This is a genomic window from Kluyvera genomosp. 1, assembly GCF_001266615.1.
Taxonomy (GTDB): Bacteria; Pseudomonadota; Gammaproteobacteria; order Enterobacterales; family Enterobacteriaceae; genus Kluyvera; species Kluyvera cryocrescens_A.
The window spans coordinates 83,629-98,825 of sequence record NZ_LGHZ01000004.1 but is presented as its reverse complement, the minus strand read 5'-3'; the positions used below and the strand labels follow the sequence as shown (position 1 = coordinate 98,825).

Below are 15,197 nucleotides of genomic sequence, written 5' to 3'. Positions count from 1 at the left end.
CATCCTGAGAGTGAAGGTCGCGCAGTCAATCAGCAGGAAGGTGGCATGTCTGCAGAACCCGTCGATATCCATATTTTTGGCCGTTCACTGCGAGTGAATTGCCCGCCTGAACAAAGGGATGCTTTGAATCAGGCTGCGGACGATCTGAATCAGCGGTTGCAAGATCTGAAAGAACGCACTAGAGTCACAAATACTGAGCAGCTGGTTTTCATCGCCGCGTTGAACATCAGCTACGAGTTAACTCAGGAAAAGGCGAAGACGCGCGACTATGCTTCCAGCATGGAACAGCGTATTCGGATGCTGCAACAGACCATTGAACAAGCGTTGCTTGACCAGGGTCGCACATCTGATAAGTCAGGGCCAAAGTTTGAATAACACTTTGCAGTTTACTATGGTAGAGTGACTGTGAAGACAAAATTTCTCTGAGATGTTCGCAAGCGGGCCAGTCCCCTGAGCCGATATTTCATACCACAAGAATGTGGCGCTCCACGGTTGGTGAGCATGCTCGGTCCGTCCGAGAAGCCTTAAAACTGTGACGACGCATTCACCTTGAACCAAGGGTTCAAGGGTTACAGCCTGCGGCGGCATCTCGGAGATTCCCCTTCTACCTACCGGTCGTTATGACACAGCTTCCAGAGCACATTCTCTCCCGACAAGAAATTCGCCAGTTAATCCGGCAGCGTCGTCGTGCGCTCACACCAGAGCAACAAACTCAGTTTGGCCAACAGGCCGCCGCCCGAATGATGGCCTGGCCGCCAATCGCCATGGCACAAACCGTCGCGGTATTTTTGTCCTTTGACGGCGAGCTCGACACCCAACCGCTGATTGAACGGCTCTGGCAGGCAGGCAAGCGCGTTTATCTGCCGGTGTTGCATCCGTTCAGCCCGGGTAACCTGCTGTTTCTGCACTACCATCCGCAAAGCAATTTGGTGATAAACCGCCTGAAAATCAGCGAGCCCAGGCTCGACGTACGCGACGTATTGCCGCTAAACCAGCTGGATATTCTAATCACCCCACTGGTGGCTTTTGATGAGCACGGGCAGCGGCTTGGCATGGGCGGTGGTTTCTACGATCGTACCCTACAGAACTGGCAGACCCATGGCCTCCAGCCGGTCGGCTACGCCCATGATTGCCAGCAGGTAGAAGCGCTGCCGATAGAAGAGTGGGATATCCCCCTGCCCACCGTCATCACCCCCGCCAAAGTATGGCAGTGGTAGCCATTTTCTACCGATTGACAGCGCTGCATTTTTGACCTAAATTCCTCGGTAAAGGGTGAGGGAGGCGAACCTCCCTCCTGCGTAAATACTGTTAATATGCTGGGTAGGCGATAATTAACAGAATCAGCAGTATGATGACGAGTCTCATCATTGTCCCTTTCCTTTTCAGAGCCCCTGTTTCGGTAGGGGCTTTTCCGTTTCAGCCCCATGCTGAGCCTCTATCGTAAGTGGCTTTCTTACGCGAACAAGGCGCAGCAGAGCCTTTAATCACCGTTTGCGGCGAGGCTCGAAAATGAGATGTATCGATTGCACAGAAGAGATGACGCAGGGAGGGCTGATGGAATACGGGCAGACCCATGGCCTGCCCGTGGAGGAGAGATTAGTACAGCAGGCGAGCGCGCAGAGTGCCTGGAATCGCCTTCATGCTCAGCAGCGCTTTCTCGGCAACATCTTCTTCCGCTTCGATATCGATAACCACATAACCCATATCTGAGTTAGTTTGCAGATACTGTGCGGCAATGTTGACACCCTGATCGGCGAAGATCTGGTTTAACGCAGTCAATACACCCGGACGGTTTTCATGGATGTGCAGCAGACGACGCCCACCGTGCAGCGGCAGAGAAACTTCCGGGAAGTTTACCGCAGACAGCGTAGAGCCGTTGTCGGAGTACTTCGCCAGTTTACCCGCAACTTCCAGACCGATATTCTCCTGCGCTTCCTGAGTTGAACCACCAATGTGTGGCGTCAGAATAACGTTATCGAACTCACACAGCGGTGACGTGAACGGCTCGCTATTCGTCGCGGGTTCCGTTGGGAATACGTCGACAGCAGCACCCGCCAGATGTTTACTCGCCAGCACCGCACACAGCGCTGGGATATCAACAACGGTACCGCGAGAGGCGTTGATCAGAAGCGCACCTGGCTTCATTAGCGCCAGTTCTTCCGGGCCCATCATATTTTTGGTGGACGCATTTTCCGGCACGTGCAGGCTGACCACATCACTCATATTCAACAGGTCGGAAAGATGCTGTACCTGAGTGGCATTACCCAGCGGCAGTTTGCTTTCAATATCGTAGAAGAAGACGTGCATCCCCAGCGATTCCGCCAGAATCCCCAACTGAGTACCGATGTGGCCATAACCGATGATGCCCAGTTTTTTACCACGCGCTTCATAAGAACCCGCAGCCAGTTTGTTCCATACACCACGGTGCGCCTTGGCATTAGCTTCCGGAATACCGCGCAGCAGCAGCAGCAGTTCACCGATCACCAACTCCGCCACGGAACGTGTGTTAGAGAACGGCGCGTTAAATACGGGAACGCCGCGTTTTGCCGCCGCTTTCAGGTCAACCTGATTGGTACCGATACAGAAGCAGCCGACCGCCACCAGTTTCTCCGCGGCAGCCAGAACATCTGCCGTCAGATGCGTGCGGGATCGCAGGCCGATGAAATGTGCATCACGGATCGACTCCTTCAGCTGTTCAGTATCCAGCGCACCCTTGTGAAATTCGATATTGGTGTAACCTGCAGCGCGAAGGCTATCCAGCGCCTTCTGGTGCACGCCTTCAACCAGCAGAAACTTAATTTTGTCTTTTTCCAGTGATACCTTAGCCATTTCCCCGTCCTGTCTTTGTTTTACTGATGTTGTGCTGAACGAAAGTTCATCTAAGCAACATATCAAAAATAAATATTGCGGCAATATGAACGTTTGCGTAGGGGTCATGAAGAAGCGTCACGAATGACAAAATGCCAGCATAAAATGCTAAACCGAGAACTAAACGTGGGATGTTAATCAGGCGGGAGTTATAAATGTGACACAAGTCACCAAATTTAACCCTAATAAAAAAAATGGGGGAAATAATGATTCCCCCCGGGTCAGATCATTTCACAATAGTTTTCACGCCATCGGCGGTACCAATCAGCGCAACGTCTGCACCACGGTTGGCAAACAGGCCGACGGTAACCACACCTGGAAGGCTGTTAATCGCATTTTCCAGCGCGATAGCATCGAGAATTTCAAGGCCATGCACATCGAGGATCACGTTGCCATTATCAGTCACCACGCCCTGACGATATTCCGGACGGCCACCCAGTTTAACCAGTTCGCGAGCAACAGCGCTACGTGCCATCGGGATCACTTCAACCGGCAGCGGGAAGTTGCCCAGGATATCAACCTGCTTGGATGCATCGGCGATACAGATAAATTTATCCGCCACGGACGCAATAATCTTTTCGCGCGTCAACGCAGCACCGCCGCCTTTAATCATCTGCATATGGCCGTTGATTTCATCCGCGCCATCAACGTAGATACCTAAACGGTCAACTTCATTCAGATCGAAAACGTGAATACCGAGGCTTTTCAGCTTCTCGGTCGAGGCATCAGAGCTGGAAACTGCGCCTTCGATTTGTCCTTTCATGGTGCCCAGTGCGTCAATAAAGTGCGCGGCGGTTGACCCGGTACCTACACCCACAATCGTACCCGGTTGTACGTATTGAAGCGCCGCCCAGCCTACTGCTTTTTTCAGTTCATCCTGCGTCATGATCGTTTCGCCTGTGGTGTCATTCATCTGCGCGCATTATAGAACAGAACACCGCAACAATTCGAGTTAAGCACCGGCCCTCGACGGCCCAGAGCAGTTGACGACGCCAACACGTGAGCGTCATCACGGTAATCTGCAAACCAATTTCGTCTGTATCTACGGTAAATTTATGTCATAGTGCAGATAACACCGACACGGGAGTACCTCAGAGCAATGAAACGTCCGGACTACAGAACACTACAGGCGCTGGATGCCGTTATCAGGGAACGTGGTTTTGAACGCGCCGCGCAGAAACTGTGCATCACTCAGTCCGCCGTTTCTCAGCGTATTAAGCAACTGGAGAACATGTTCGGCCAGCCGCTGCTGGTGCGTACTGTCCCACCACGCCCAACCGAGCAAGGGCAAAAACTGCTGGCGCTGCTGCGTCAGGTTGAGCTTCTGGAAGAAGAGTGGCTGGGTGATGAGCAAACAGGGTCAACGCCGCTATTGCTGTCATTGGCAGTCAACGCCGACAGTCTGGCCACCTGGCTGCTGCCTGCTCTCTCGGAAGTTCTGAACAACTCCCCTATCCGCCTGAATCTCCAGGTAGAAGATGAAACGCGTACACAGGAACGCCTGCGTCGTGGTGAAGTGGTCGGCGCGGTGAGTATTCAGCCGCAGGCGCTGCCAAGCTGCCTGGTCGATCAGCTCGGTGCTCTGGATTACCTGTTCGTGGGTTCCAAAGCGTTTGCCGAACGCTATTTCCCCAATGGCGTGACCCGTTCCGCGCTGCTGAAAGCCCCTGCCGTCGCCTTCGACCATCTCGACGATATGCACCAGGCATTCTTACAACAGAACTTTGACCTGCCGCCGGGTAGCGTTCCGTGTCATATCGTTAACTCATCGGAAGCGTTCGTACAGCTGGCACGTCAGGGCACGACTTGCTGTATGATTCCGCATCTGCAAATCGAGAAAGAGCTGGCCAGCGGTGAGCTTATCGACCTGACGCCAGGGTTATTCCAGCGTCGTATGCTGTACTGGCATCGCTTCGCTCCTGAAAGCCGTATGATGCGCAAGGTCACCGACGCTCTACTCGCTTACGGGCATAAGGTCTTGCGTCAGGATTAAACAAAGAAAAACCCTCGCATGCGAGGGTTTTTTAATCGATGCCGTGGATTACTTCGCCGCTGATGGAGCCGGTGCTGCTGCAGGTGCTGCGGCCTGTTCAGGTTGCAGCTCGAACACCACATCTACCTGATCGGCAAACTGAATCGTGGCTTGCTCGTAGCTTTCCTGTGCGGAAACCGGTGCAGCATCAGCTTTCATCATGCGCACCATCGGGCTCGGTTGGTAATTCGATACATGGTAACGCACGCTATAGACCGGCCCCAACTTGCTGTGGAACCCGGATGCCAGCGACTGCGCCTGATGCACCGCATCTTCAATCGCTGCTTTACGTGCCTTGTCTTTATAAGCATCCGGCTGCGCAACGCCCAACGAGACAGAACGGATCTCATTCAAACCGGCCTTTAATGCGCCGTCGAGCAACGAGTTGAGCTTATCCAGCTGGCGCAACGTGACTTCCACAGTACGTACTGCACGATAGCCCTTCAGGACGCTTTTCCCATTCTGGTAGTCATAATCAGGCTGAGTGCGTAGGTTAGCCGAGCTAATGTCTTTCTTGTTTACGCCGTTTTGCTCAAGGAAAGAGAGATATTGCGCAACGCGCTGATCGGCTTGTTTTTTGGCACTCGCGGCATCTTTAGCGGCAATGTTCACTTCGATAGAAAGCGTCGCGATATCCGGTACCGCATCCACGCTCGCCGTCCCCGACGTGACAATATGTGGACCATTCGGCAATTCATTTGCCTGCACTGACATTGCGCTAAATCCGATTACTGCAGCCAGAGCCATCACTTTAAACTTCACTGTTGTATCTCCATGGTTATCACCCGACAACGGGGTCTTGCCTGCAAGCTTAGTCGTTGCCAGATGAAAGTCCATCAGATGACGCTTAGTTAAGAAGTGACTGTAGGTGCCCAACACCTTCTTTTGCCAGCTGAAAAGCGATGAACCACATGACAACGCCAACGACGATATTAATAATGCGTTGTGCTTTCGCCGTACGCAAACGCGGTGCCAGCCAGGCAGCCAACAGTGCCAGCGCAAAAAACCACAGGAACGAGGCGCTGATGGTGCCTAACGCAAACCAGCGCTTCGGTTCAACGTCCAACTGGCCCCCCAGGCTCCCCAGCACCACAAAAGTATCAATATAGACGTGCGGGTTAAGCCAGGTCACTGCCAGCATGGTCGCAATAATTTTCCAGCGCCCCTGCTTCATCACCTCTGCATTAGCGAGCTCAATATTGCTACCCATCGCCGTTTTCAGCGCGCCAAAACCATACCACAGCAAGAAGGCAACGCCCCCCCAGGTCACCAGCGCCAGCAACCACGGAGATGACATCAGCAACGCGCTGCCACCAAATATGCCGGCGCAAATAAGCAGCAAATCGCTCACCGCACACAACAGCGCAATCATGAGATGATATTGGCGGCGAATGCCCTGGTTCATGACAAAAGCATTTTGCGGGCCGAGCGGCAGAATCATGGCAGCGCCAAGCATAAGACCTTGAAAATAATAAGATAACACGATGAGTATTTCGCTGAATGTAAGTATGTAGCGAGACTATATCGCGGGATAATCATTAGATGAAATTGATTTTTTTAATAGGTTATTAGAATTACTAATAGCTTATCACTGCGCACGGGCTGCATATCCATTCATTGGCTATGCGTTATACTGCATTTCGTTGATTCAAACCCAATCTTTCCCTTCCGTGTTCAAGGATAGATCATGAAATTAAAGGTATTTTTTGCCGCCACTTTGCTATGTCTCACACATACCTCACTGGCTGAAACGGTACTTCGTTATTCCGACCATGAACCTCTTAGCAATATGCGTACAAAAATAATCAACGACGTTTTCTTCAAAGCTATTGAGCAGGAATCGCAAGGACGTATTCGGGTTGACGCCCACTGGAGCGGCGAACTCGCCGTAAGCTATGATGCCCTTAAAACGATCGGTGAAGGTCAAAAAGCGGATATCGGGATTGTGGTACCGGAGTACACCGCGGAACAACTCCCGCTTTATCAGATCTTTAAAAGCTTTCCACTCGGGCCTGATAACGGCGAGAAACAGGTACGATTTTTCCATAACGTCTTCGCGACAATCCCACAATTCGCTGCCGAACTGGCGGCTAATAACTTAGTCAATCTGCAGTTTTTCCTGGGATATCCGGCAGCCTTTTTCTCGACGGATCCCTCATTAAAGTATGACGACCTCAAAAACACGACCTGGCGTACGGCCAGTTTCTGGCATCAATCCTATTTAGAAAATGCTGGCGCAAAAGTCATTAAGATGCCATGGAATGAACAAATAACTGAGGCCCTACGCGACGGTAAACTGGACGGTTTATTAGTCAATCTCGACAGCGGCGACGATATCAAAGCCTGGCAAGGGGCAAAAGAGGTTGGTGTTTCACAGCGCCTTTGGCTTGGGCACGTCTATCTGTTGGTCATGAACAAAGCGCGTTGGGAAAGTCTTGCTCTACAGGATAAACAAGCCATTCAGCGTGCTGCTGCACGTACTGAAAAGATCCTTGGTTCTACGCTGGATGCGAGTCTTAATGAAATGGTCAGCAACATGAATGCCCATGGGGCTCATGCCCATTTCCTGACGACAACAGAACTGGAAAGCTGGCAGAACATCAGCCATTACCAGTCTATACAAGCCGATTGGATAGCGGTCCAAACAGCAAAAGGAGTGCAGAACACAGAGCATATTCTCAAGGCAGTAGAGGCTCAGCTACAGGCCATAGAGTAGCAACTGAGAGCCCCCGCCAGAGAGGTTCTCTGGCGGTCAGACGGGTGAATCATCAGGATAAACTCGCTTCCGTCCAGTCAAGGTCAAGCGAGAACCCATCATCCGTCTTCACCAGAGAGACCTGATAGCCAGAATCACGAAACAGTTTCATAATTTTTTCCAGCTCCTGCTCCGCGCCTTCGTTACCTAAAATCGGGAATTTCTCCCGGCTGAAAAACGCAGAGACAACCCCTCTCTTATGTTTTTTCGGATCTCGTAATAAACGTACCAGGTCTCCAGAGATCAGCGCTTTTTCATTCGCGATACGCTGAGACAGATCGGAACGATGCTTTTTGTATGTCTGATTAAGTAAGTAAGCTTTAGGAATAAACATTTCAGTAGCTGTCATTCATTATTTTATGTTTTCACGAATTCAGGGCATGTAGTCCGGCCCTGAGCATCGAAGCAAGCTCAGCCAGTAAGCGCTGATTAATTCGCGGTAATGTTGTGCATCTTCCGCGAAGAGTGTACTGACTTTAAAACCTGCCGACTATTGGGGCAGCACGCATTATCAATACAGAAATAAACTTTCTGCATGCAATATCATCTTTGAATATTTATTCAATAAAACTCATCGCCGCCATGAATATCACATAAAAAAATGGCTTCCCGAAAGAAGCCATTATTCGTTGTTCATCACTTACTCACCAGGCGATCGCACAGCTGAATTATGCTGATTCAGTCTGCGAGCTTACCGGTTTCATATTCACATCGAGCTGCGGGTAAGGAAAACTAATCCCATTAGCATCAAATTCACGTTTAATCTGCTCCAAAACGTCCCAATAGACGTTTTGCAGATCGCCACTCAGGCTCCAGGCGCGAACCACAAAATTCACCGACGAAGGCGCCAGCTCATTCAAGCGTACGGTAATATCGCGATCTTTAAGCACACGATTATCGGCTTCCAGAATACGCGTCAGAATCTGCTTAACCTTATCAATATCCGCATCGTAGGAAACGCCGATAATAAACTCATTGCGACGAGCCGGTTCACGGGAGAAGTTGATAATATTACCGGCAATAATTTTACCGTTCGGAATCACCACAATTTTTCCGTCCACGGTCCGCATGGTAGTGGAGAAAATCTGCACGCTCAGTACCGTTCCTGCGACACCGCCAAGGTCTACATATTCCCCGGCACGGAATGGTCGGAACATCACCAGCAGCACGCCAGCTGCGAGGTTGGAGAGCGACCCTTGCAGCGCCAAACCAACGGCTAAACCCGCGGCACCCAGTACAGCGATGACCGATGCAGTCTGCACGCCCACGCGGCCAAGCGCGGCAATCAGCGTAAAGGCGATAACCGCATAGCGCACCAGCGCGGAGAGGAAATCCGCCACGGTGGCATCAATTTTACGTGCCAGCATCAGGCGGTTGACGGTATTTGATACGATCCGCGCCGCAATCATCCCGACAACGATGATGGCAATTGCCGCAACGATATTGACGGCATAACTCAGCAGTAACTCCTGATTACGCACCAGCCATGAACCGGCACCATTTATGCTATCGACAACGTTTAAATCTTCCATTCAATATTCCTTATGGGAAACAAAATACGGCCTGTAAAACTACAGACAGGTATAAAGAGTAAACAAAAAATTAGCATTTTGCCAAATTGATCACATTTCCACGACAGACCATGACATTGAAAAGGCAATAAAAAAGCCCGCCATAAGGCGGGCTTTTACAGAAAAGTCGGTCTTTTCTTACAGAACGTCTTTCGCGTTCAGCTCAGAGAAAGCCTGTTCCAGACGGGCGATCATAGAGGTCTGAGCAGCACGCAGCCATACGCGTGGATCGTAGTATTTCTTGTTCGGCTGGTCTTCGCCTTTCGGGTTGCCCAGCTGACCCTGCAGGTAAGCTTCGTTTTCTTTGTAGTAGTTCAGGATACCTTCCCAAGTTGCCCACTGGGTATCGGTATCGATGTTCATTTTCACTACGCCGTAGCTTACGGAGTCTTTGATTTCCTGAGCAGAAGAACCGGAACCGCCGTGGAAGACGAAGTTCAGGCTGTTGTGCGGCAGGTTGTGTTTCTTAGAAACATAGTCCTGAGAATCGCGCAGGATAGTTGGGGTCAGAACCACGTTACCTGGTTTGTACACACCGTGTACGTTACCGAAGGAAGCTGCGATGGTGAAACGTGGGCTGATTTTGCTCAGCTCGGTGTAAGCGTAATCAACGTCTTCTGGCTGAGTGTACAGTGCAGAAGCGTCCATGTGGCTGTTGTCCACGCCGTCTTCTTCACCGCCGGTGCAACCCAGTTCAATTTCCAGGGTCATACCCATTTTGGACATACGAGACAGGTATTTGGAGCAGATTTCGATGTTTTCGTGCAGGGACTCTTCAGACAGGTCAATCATGTGGGAAGAGAACAGTGGTTTACCGGTAGCGGCAAAGTGTTTTTCACCTGCGTCCAGCAGACCGTCGATCCACGGCAGCAGTTTCTTCGCACAGTGGTCAGTATGCAGGATAACTGGAACACCGTAATGCTCAGCCATCTGGTGAACGTGGTGCGCACCAGAGATAGCGCCCAGGATTGCTGCACCCTGAGGAACGTCAGTTTTCACGCCTTTGCCTGCGATGAACGCAGCGCCGCCGTTGGAGAACTGTACGATAACCGGTGCTTTAACTTTTGCTGCGGTTTCCAGTACGGCGTTGATGGAATCAGTACCGACGCAGTTAACGGCTGGCAGAGCAAAGTTATTTTCTTTTGCTACCTGGAAAACTTTCTGTACGTCATCACCAGTGATTACGCCTGGTTTTACGAAATCAAAAATTTTAGACATGTTACGAGTCCTGTATCTTCGGCCTTGGAAAGGGGCGCGCCCTAAAGCGCGTGAATAACTGGGCAGGTTTCCCTGCCCTTAAATGGCTTACTTCTTAGCGCGCTCTTCGAGCATTGCTACTGCTGGCAGGACTTTACCTTCCACGAATTCGAGGAATGCGCCGCCGCCAGTAGAGATGTAGGAGATTTTGTCGGAAATACCGAACAGGTCGATAGCCGCCAGAGTATCGCCGCCGCCTGCGATGGAGAACGCTTCACTGTCTGCGATAGCGTTAGCCACAATTTCGGTCCCTTTACGGAAGTTAGGGAATTCGAACACGCCAACCGGACCGTTCCACAGAATGGTTTTCGCATTTTTCAGAATGTCAGCCAGTTTCTGTGCAGAAACGTCGCCCAGATCCAGAATCTGCTCTTCATCTTTGATGTCGTTAACAGATTTCAGGGTTGCAGCCGCAGTTTCAGAGAACTCGGTCGCTACGCGAACGTCGGTTGGGACTGGGATATCACAGGTGGTCAGCAGACGTTTTGCTTCGTCAACCAGGTCTGCTTCATACAGAGATTTACCGACGTTGTGGCCTTGAGCAGCAACGAAGGTGTTAGCAATACCACCGCCAACAATCAGCTGGTCAGCGATTTTAGACAGGGAATCCAGAACGGTCAGTTTGGTAGAAACTTTAGAACCGCCAACGATAGCAACCATTGGGCGTGCTGGTTCTTTCAGTGCTTTACCCAGTGCGTCCAGCTCAGCGGCCAGCAGTGGGCCTGCGCAAGCGACGTCAGCGAACTTGCCGATACCGTGAGTAGAAGCCTGTGCACGGTGTGCAGTACCGAATGCATCCATCACGAATACGTCGCACAGTGCAGCATATTTTTTAGACAGCGCTTCGTCGTCTTTCTTTTCGCCTTTGTTGAAGCGAACGTTTTCCAGAACCACCAGTTCACCGGCAGCCACTTCAACGCCGTCCAGGTAATCTTTCACCAGGCGTACTGGAGCAGACAGTTTGTCTTTCAGATAGTTAACAACCGGCAGCAGAGAGAATTCTTCGTTGTACTCGCCTTCGGTCGGACGACCCAGGTGAGAAGTGACCATCACTTTAGCGCCCTGCTTCAGAGCCAGCTCAATGGTCGGCAGAGATGCACGGATACGCGCGTCGCTGGTTACTTTCCCTTCTTTAACTGGTACGTTCAGGTCCGCACGGATGAAAACGCGTTTACCAGCCAGATCCAGATCGGTCATCTTAATTACAGACATGGTGAATCCTCTCGTTGATACTTAAAGTTTTGTCGACGCTCAAGCGTCGAGCCTGAAACCAATAGCTGCCATTGCTAACGTCGTGTCGAGCATTCGGTTAGCAAAGCCCCATTCGTTATCACACCAGACCAGCGTTTTGATCAGGTGTGCTCCACTGACCCGCGTCTGCGTGCCATCGACAATGGCGCTGTGCGGATCGTGATTAAAATCAGTCGAGACCAACGGTAATTCCGTATAGTCAACTATACCATGAAATGTACCCTGTGCTGCTTTTTGCAGCAACTGGTTGACTTCATGGGCTTTTACCGGCTTCTTCACCGTCACGCTCAGGTCAATCGCCGTCACGTTGATGGTGGGTACGCGCACTGCGATCGCCTCAAAATGGTCACTAAACTGCGGGAAAATACGGGCAATCCCCGCCGCAAGTTTTGTATCGACCGGAATGATGGACTGGCTTGCCGCGCGCGTGCGGCGTAAATCCGGGTGATAGGCGTCAATCACCTGCTGATCGTGCATCGCGGAATGGATAGTCGTAACCGTACCGGACTCAATGCCATAGGCATCATCTAATAATTTGATGACGGGAATGATGCAGTTGGTGGTACAGGAGGCATTGGAAACAATGCGGTGTTCCGCGCGCAGTTCGTGTTGGTTAACGCCAAACACGACGGTCGCGTCGAGATCGTTGCTGCCAGGATGTGAAAAGAGCACCTTCTTCGCGCCGGCGGCAATATGGGCTTCGCCGTGTTCGCGATTACCGTACACGCCGGTACAGTCCAACACCACATCAACCGACAGTTCACGCCAGGGGAGCGCGTCGATTGAACGCTCGTGCAGAAGACGGATGGAATCGTCGCCGACATAGAGCTGTTCTCGCTCCTGGCGGACATCCCAGGCAAAGCGCCCATGACTGGTGTCATACTTCAACAAATGCGCGATGCCGGCAGCATCGGCCAGTTCGTTGATAGCCACTACGGTGATTTCCGCACGGCGTCCGGATTCATACAAAGCACGAACCACGTTACGTCCAATGCGACCGAAGCCATTAATCGCTACGCGTACGGTCATAGGTCTCCTGCAAGGTTATCCCGAAGCAAAGTGGCTCACAGAGTAATGCAGCCATCGGTTCTGGGAAACCTTACCCGCCACAAACAGTGACTGATTGGTTAAATGTCGAACAAACTGCCAACTGAAACGCTTCAGCTAGAATAAGCGAAACGCGGAATAAAAGGAATGATTGTCCAGTTAGAGAAAGCGGTTATCTGACTTACGTCACACTTTTGTGCAATGAGAGGCCCTATTTATTCCACATCCCAGAATTGTGCATAAGCGTAGCAAGATAACGTTATTGCCGCTGCGTAAATCTGGATTTCTCTCTGAAAACGGATTAATCGCATCAATATGATGGCCGCCTCCATCAGATTTCAGATAACGTTCCCCACTCATCTTTTATTGAAGACAAAAAAAACGGGCCGCCTAAGCGACCCGTTTTCTACTGTCTTAAAACTACAGCAGCGCTTTCGCTTTCGCGACAACGTTGTCGACGGTGAAGCCGAACTCTTCGAACAGCAGCTCTGCCGGAGCAGACTCGCCGAAGGTGGTCATACCGACGATGGCGCCGTTCAGACCCACGTATTTGAACCAGTAGTCAGCGATACCCGCTTCTACAGCCACGCGAGCGGAGACCGCTTTTGGCAGTACGGATTCACGGTACGCTGCGTCCTGTTTGTCGAATGCATCAGTGGACGGCATGGAAACCACGCGCGCCTTCACGCCTTCTGCAGTCAGTTTTTCGTAAGCTGCAACCGCCAGCTCAACTTCAGAACCGGTCGCGATGAAGATCAGTTCTGGCTGACCCGCGCAGTCTTTCAGCACGTAGCCACCGCGAGCGATGTTTGCCAACTGCTCTTCGGTACGTTCCTGCTGTGCCAGGTTCTGACGGGAGAGAATCAGTGCGGTTGGGCCGTCCTGACGCTCTACGCCGTATTTCCACGCTACCGCAGATTCAACCTGGTCACATGGGCGCCATGTGGACATGTTCGGGGTCACGCGCAGAGATGCAACCTGCTCTACTGGCTGGTGAGTTGGGCCATCTTCGCCCAGACCGATGGAGTCGTGGGTATAAACCATCACCTGACGTTTCTTCATCAGCGCAGCCATACGTACGGCGTTACGTGCGTATTCAACAAACATCAGGAAGGTCGAGGTGTAAGGCAGGAAACCGCCGTGCAAAGAGATACCGTTAGCAATCGCGGTCATACCGAATTCACGGACACCGTAATGGATATAGTTACCCGCGATGTCTTCGTTGATTGGTTTAGAACCCGACCAGATAGTCAGGTTAGACGGTGCCAGGTCAGCCGAACCGCCGAGGAACTCTGGCAGCAGAGGACCAAACGCTTCGATAGCGTTCTGAGAAGCTTTACGGCTGGCGATTTTAGCCGGGTTAGCCTGCAGTTTAGCGATGAATTCGTTCGCTTTTGCATCGAAGTCTGAAGGCATGTCGCCTTTCATACGACGAGTGAACTCAGCGGCTTCTTGAGGGAAAGCTTTCGCGTAGGCAGCGAACTTCTCGTTCCAGCTGGCTTCTTTCGCCTGGCCTGCCGCTTTCGCATCCCACTGCGCGTAGATGTCAGCTGGGATTTCGAACGGCGCGTATTTCCAGCCCAGTTTTTCACGAGTCAGCGCCACTTCTGCATCACCCAGCGGTGCGCCGTGGGAGTCGTGAGTCCCTTGCTTGTTCGGAGAACCGAAGCCGATAATGGTTTTGCACATCAGCAGGGACGGTTTGTCGGTCACTGCGCGAGCTTCTTCTACCGCACGTTTGATGGCGTCAGAATCGTGGCCATCAATGCCGCGGATGACGTGCCAGTTGTAGGCTTCAAAACGCTTAGCGGTATCATCGGTGAACCAGCCTTCAACGTGACCATCGATAGAAATACCGTTGTCATCGTAGAACGCAACCAGTTTACCCAGCTTCAGGGTACCGGCCAGGGAGCACACTTCGTGAGAAATGCCTTCCATCATGCAGCCATCACCCATGAATGCATAGGTGAAGTGGTCAACGATATCGTGACCAGGACGGTTGAACTGTGCCGCCAGCGTTTTTTCTGCAATCGCCATACCCACCGCGTTTGCAATGCCCTGACCCAGTGGGCCAGTGGTGGTTTCCACACCTGCGGTGTAGCCGACTTCCGGGTGGCCCGGAGTCTGGGAGTGCAGCTGACGGAAGTTTTTCAGCTCGGACATTGGCAGATCGTAGCCGGTGAGGTGCAGCAGGCTATAGATCAGCATGGAGCCGTGGCCGTTAGACAGTACAAAGCGGTCACGGTCAGCCCAGGACGGATTTTGTGGGTTATGGTTCATAAAATCACGCCACAGGACTTCGGCAATGTCAGCCATACCCATAGGGGCACCCGGGTGACCGGATTTGGCTTTCTGTACTGCGTCCATGCTCAGCGCACGAATAGCATTAGCAAGCTCTTTACGTGAGGACATTTTG

General features: G+C 51.7%; 15 protein-coding genes and 1 other RNA gene. 5 read left to right on the top strand and 11 right to left on the bottom strand.

All coding sequences use genetic code 11. The annotated features are described in order from the left end of the window. Window positions 1-45: 45 nt before the first annotated feature. From zapA to KP80_RS02380, 3 genes are all read left to right on the top strand, one after another. The gene (gene zapA / locus KP80_RS02385; protein ID WP_052281984.1) at window positions 46-375 is read left to right on the top strand and encodes a cell division protein ZapA; all 330 of its coding nucleotides are present in this window, start codon (window positions 46-48) and stop codon (window positions 373-375) included. A gap of 41 nt (window positions 376-416) precedes the next feature. Then, a non-coding RNA gene (gene ssrS / locus KP80_RS22150) (6S RNA) lies at window positions 417-600 on the top strand. A 20-nt stretch (window positions 601-620) separates the two neighbouring features. After that, window positions 621-1,217: a 5-formyltetrahydrofolate cyclo-ligase gene (locus tag KP80_RS02380; protein ID WP_052281983.1), complete on the top strand. Its 597-nt coding sequence runs from the start codon at window positions 621-623 to the stop codon at window positions 1,215-1,217. 91 nt (window positions 1,218-1,308) lie between these two features. Here KP80_RS02380 and KP80_RS23415 read toward each other — a convergent pair whose 3' ends face one another. The 3 genes from KP80_RS23415 to rpiA all read right to left on the bottom strand — a co-directional run bounded on the left by KP80_RS23415 (window position 1,309) and on the right by rpiA (window position 3,754). Continuing rightward, entirely contained in the window at window positions 1,309-1,368 is a 60-nt protein-coding gene (locus tag KP80_RS23415) for a type I toxin-antitoxin system Ibs family toxin (protein ID WP_156315568.1), read from the bottom strand. 228 nt (window positions 1,369-1,596) lie between these two features. Further along, window positions 1,597-2,829 (bottom strand): phosphoglycerate dehydrogenase, encoded by a 1,233-nt coding sequence (gene serA / locus KP80_RS02375; protein WP_052281982.1) that lies wholly within the window; start codon window positions 2,827-2,829, stop codon window positions 1,597-1,599. Window positions 2,830-3,094: 265 nt separating this feature from the next. Next, complete coding sequence (gene rpiA, locus KP80_RS02370; protein WP_052282216.1) at window positions 3,095-3,754, bottom strand: ribose-5-phosphate isomerase RpiA; 660 nt, start codon at window positions 3,752-3,754, stop codon at window positions 3,095-3,097. Window positions 3,755-3,967: 213 nt separating this feature from the next. On the opposite strand from rpiA, the gene argP reads away from it, so the two are divergent. Next, complete coding sequence (gene argP, locus KP80_RS02365) at window positions 3,968-4,861, top strand: DNA-binding transcriptional regulator ArgP (protein WP_052281981.1); 894 nt, start codon at window positions 3,968-3,970, stop codon at window positions 4,859-4,861. 48 nt (window positions 4,862-4,909) lie between these two features. On the opposite strand, the gene KP80_RS02360 is transcribed toward argP, so the two are convergent. Together KP80_RS02360 and argO are read right to left on the bottom strand one after the other, a co-directional pair. Then, the gene (locus KP80_RS02360) at window positions 4,910-5,662 is read right to left on the bottom strand and encodes an oxidative stress defense protein (protein ID WP_052281980.1); all 753 of its coding nucleotides are present in this window, start codon (window positions 5,660-5,662) and stop codon (window positions 4,910-4,912) included. A gap of 85 nt (window positions 5,663-5,747) precedes the next feature. Continuing rightward, complete coding sequence (gene argO / locus KP80_RS02355) at window positions 5,748-6,383, bottom strand: arginine exporter ArgO (RefSeq protein ID WP_052281979.1); 636 nt, start codon at window positions 6,381-6,383, stop codon at window positions 5,748-5,750. Window positions 6,384-6,587: 204 nt separating this feature from the next. On the opposite strand from argO, the gene dctP reads away from it, so the two are divergent. Next, window positions 6,588-7,616 carry a TRAP transporter substrate-binding protein DctP gene (gene dctP / locus KP80_RS02350; RefSeq protein WP_052281978.1) on the top strand — a complete coding sequence of 343 codons (1,029 nt, stop codon included), beginning with the start codon at window positions 6,588-6,590 and terminating at the stop codon, window positions 7,614-7,616. A gap of 52 nt (window positions 7,617-7,668) precedes the next feature. On the opposite strand, the gene KP80_RS02345 is transcribed toward dctP, so the two are convergent. The 6 genes from KP80_RS02345 to tkt form a co-directional block, all read right to left on the bottom strand. Then, a complete protein-coding gene (locus tag KP80_RS02345; RefSeq protein ID WP_156315559.1) occupies window positions 7,669-8,004 on the bottom strand; it encodes a hypothetical protein in 336 nt (111 codons plus the stop codon). 319 nt (window positions 8,005-8,323) lie between these two features. After that, a complete protein-coding gene (gene mscS, locus KP80_RS02340; RefSeq protein ID WP_052281976.1) occupies window positions 8,324-9,187 on the bottom strand; it encodes a small-conductance mechanosensitive channel MscS in 864 nt (287 codons plus the stop codon). 177 nt (window positions 9,188-9,364) lie between these two features. Next, window positions 9,365-10,444: a class II fructose-bisphosphate aldolase gene (fbaA, locus tag KP80_RS02335; RefSeq protein WP_052281975.1), complete on the bottom strand. Its 1,080-nt coding sequence runs from the start codon at window positions 10,442-10,444 to the stop codon at window positions 9,365-9,367. An 87-nt stretch (window positions 10,445-10,531) separates the two neighbouring features. After that, window positions 10,532-11,695 (bottom strand): phosphoglycerate kinase, encoded by a 1,164-nt coding sequence (pgk, locus tag KP80_RS02330; protein WP_052281974.1) that lies wholly within the window; start codon window positions 11,693-11,695, stop codon window positions 10,532-10,534. A 39-nt stretch (window positions 11,696-11,734) separates the two neighbouring features. After that, complete coding sequence (gene epd / locus KP80_RS02325) at window positions 11,735-12,763, bottom strand: erythrose-4-phosphate dehydrogenase (RefSeq protein WP_052281973.1); 1,029 nt, start codon at window positions 12,761-12,763, stop codon at window positions 11,735-11,737. A 438-nt stretch (window positions 12,764-13,201) separates the two neighbouring features. Beyond that, window positions 13,202-15,193, bottom strand: coding sequence for a transketolase (gene tkt, locus KP80_RS02320; protein WP_052281972.1), 1,992 nt, complete (start codon window positions 15,191-15,193; stop codon window positions 13,202-13,204). Between the last annotated feature and the right edge of the window lie 4 nt (window positions 15,194-15,197).

Bases quoted from the DNA above. Each gene is read 5' to 3' on its own strand.
- zapA (WP_052281984.1), top strand. From the start codon at position 46: ATGTCTGCAGAACCCGTCGATATCCATATTTTTGGCCGTTCACTGCGA.
- KP80_RS02380 (WP_052281983.1), top strand. From the start codon at position 621: ATGACACAGCTTCCAGAGCACATTCTCTCCCGACAAGAAATTCGCCAG.
- serA (WP_052281982.1), bottom strand. From the start codon at position 2,829: ATGGCTAAGGTATCACTGGAAAAAGACAAAATTAAGTTTCTGCTGGTT.
- rpiA (WP_052282216.1), bottom strand. From the start codon at position 3,754: ATGACGCAGGATGAACTGAAAAAAGCAGTAGGCTGGGCGGCGCTTCAA.
- argP (WP_052281981.1), top strand. From the start codon at position 3,968: ATGAAACGTCCGGACTACAGAACACTACAGGCGCTGGATGCCGTTATC.
- dctP (WP_052281978.1), top strand. From the start codon at position 6,588: ATGAAATTAAAGGTATTTTTTGCCGCCACTTTGCTATGTCTCACACAT.
- KP80_RS02345 (WP_156315559.1), bottom strand. From the start codon at position 8,004: ATGACAGCTACTGAAATGTTTATTCCTAAAGCTTACTTACTTAATCAG.
- mscS (WP_052281976.1), bottom strand. From the start codon at position 9,187: ATGGAAGATTTAAACGTTGTCGATAGCATAAATGGTGCCGGTTCATGG.
- fbaA (WP_052281975.1), bottom strand. From the start codon at position 10,444: ATGTCTAAAATTTTTGATTTCGTAAAACCAGGCGTAATCACTGGTGAT.
- pgk (WP_052281974.1), bottom strand. From the start codon at position 11,695: ATGTCTGTAATTAAGATGACCGATCTGGATCTGGCTGGTAAACGCGTT.
- epd (WP_052281973.1), bottom strand. From the start codon at position 12,763: ATGACCGTACGCGTAGCGATTAATGGCTTCGGTCGCATTGGACGTAAC.
- tkt (WP_052281972.1), bottom strand. From the start codon at position 15,193: ATGTCCTCACGTAAAGAGCTTGCTAATGCTATTCGTGCGCTGAGCATG.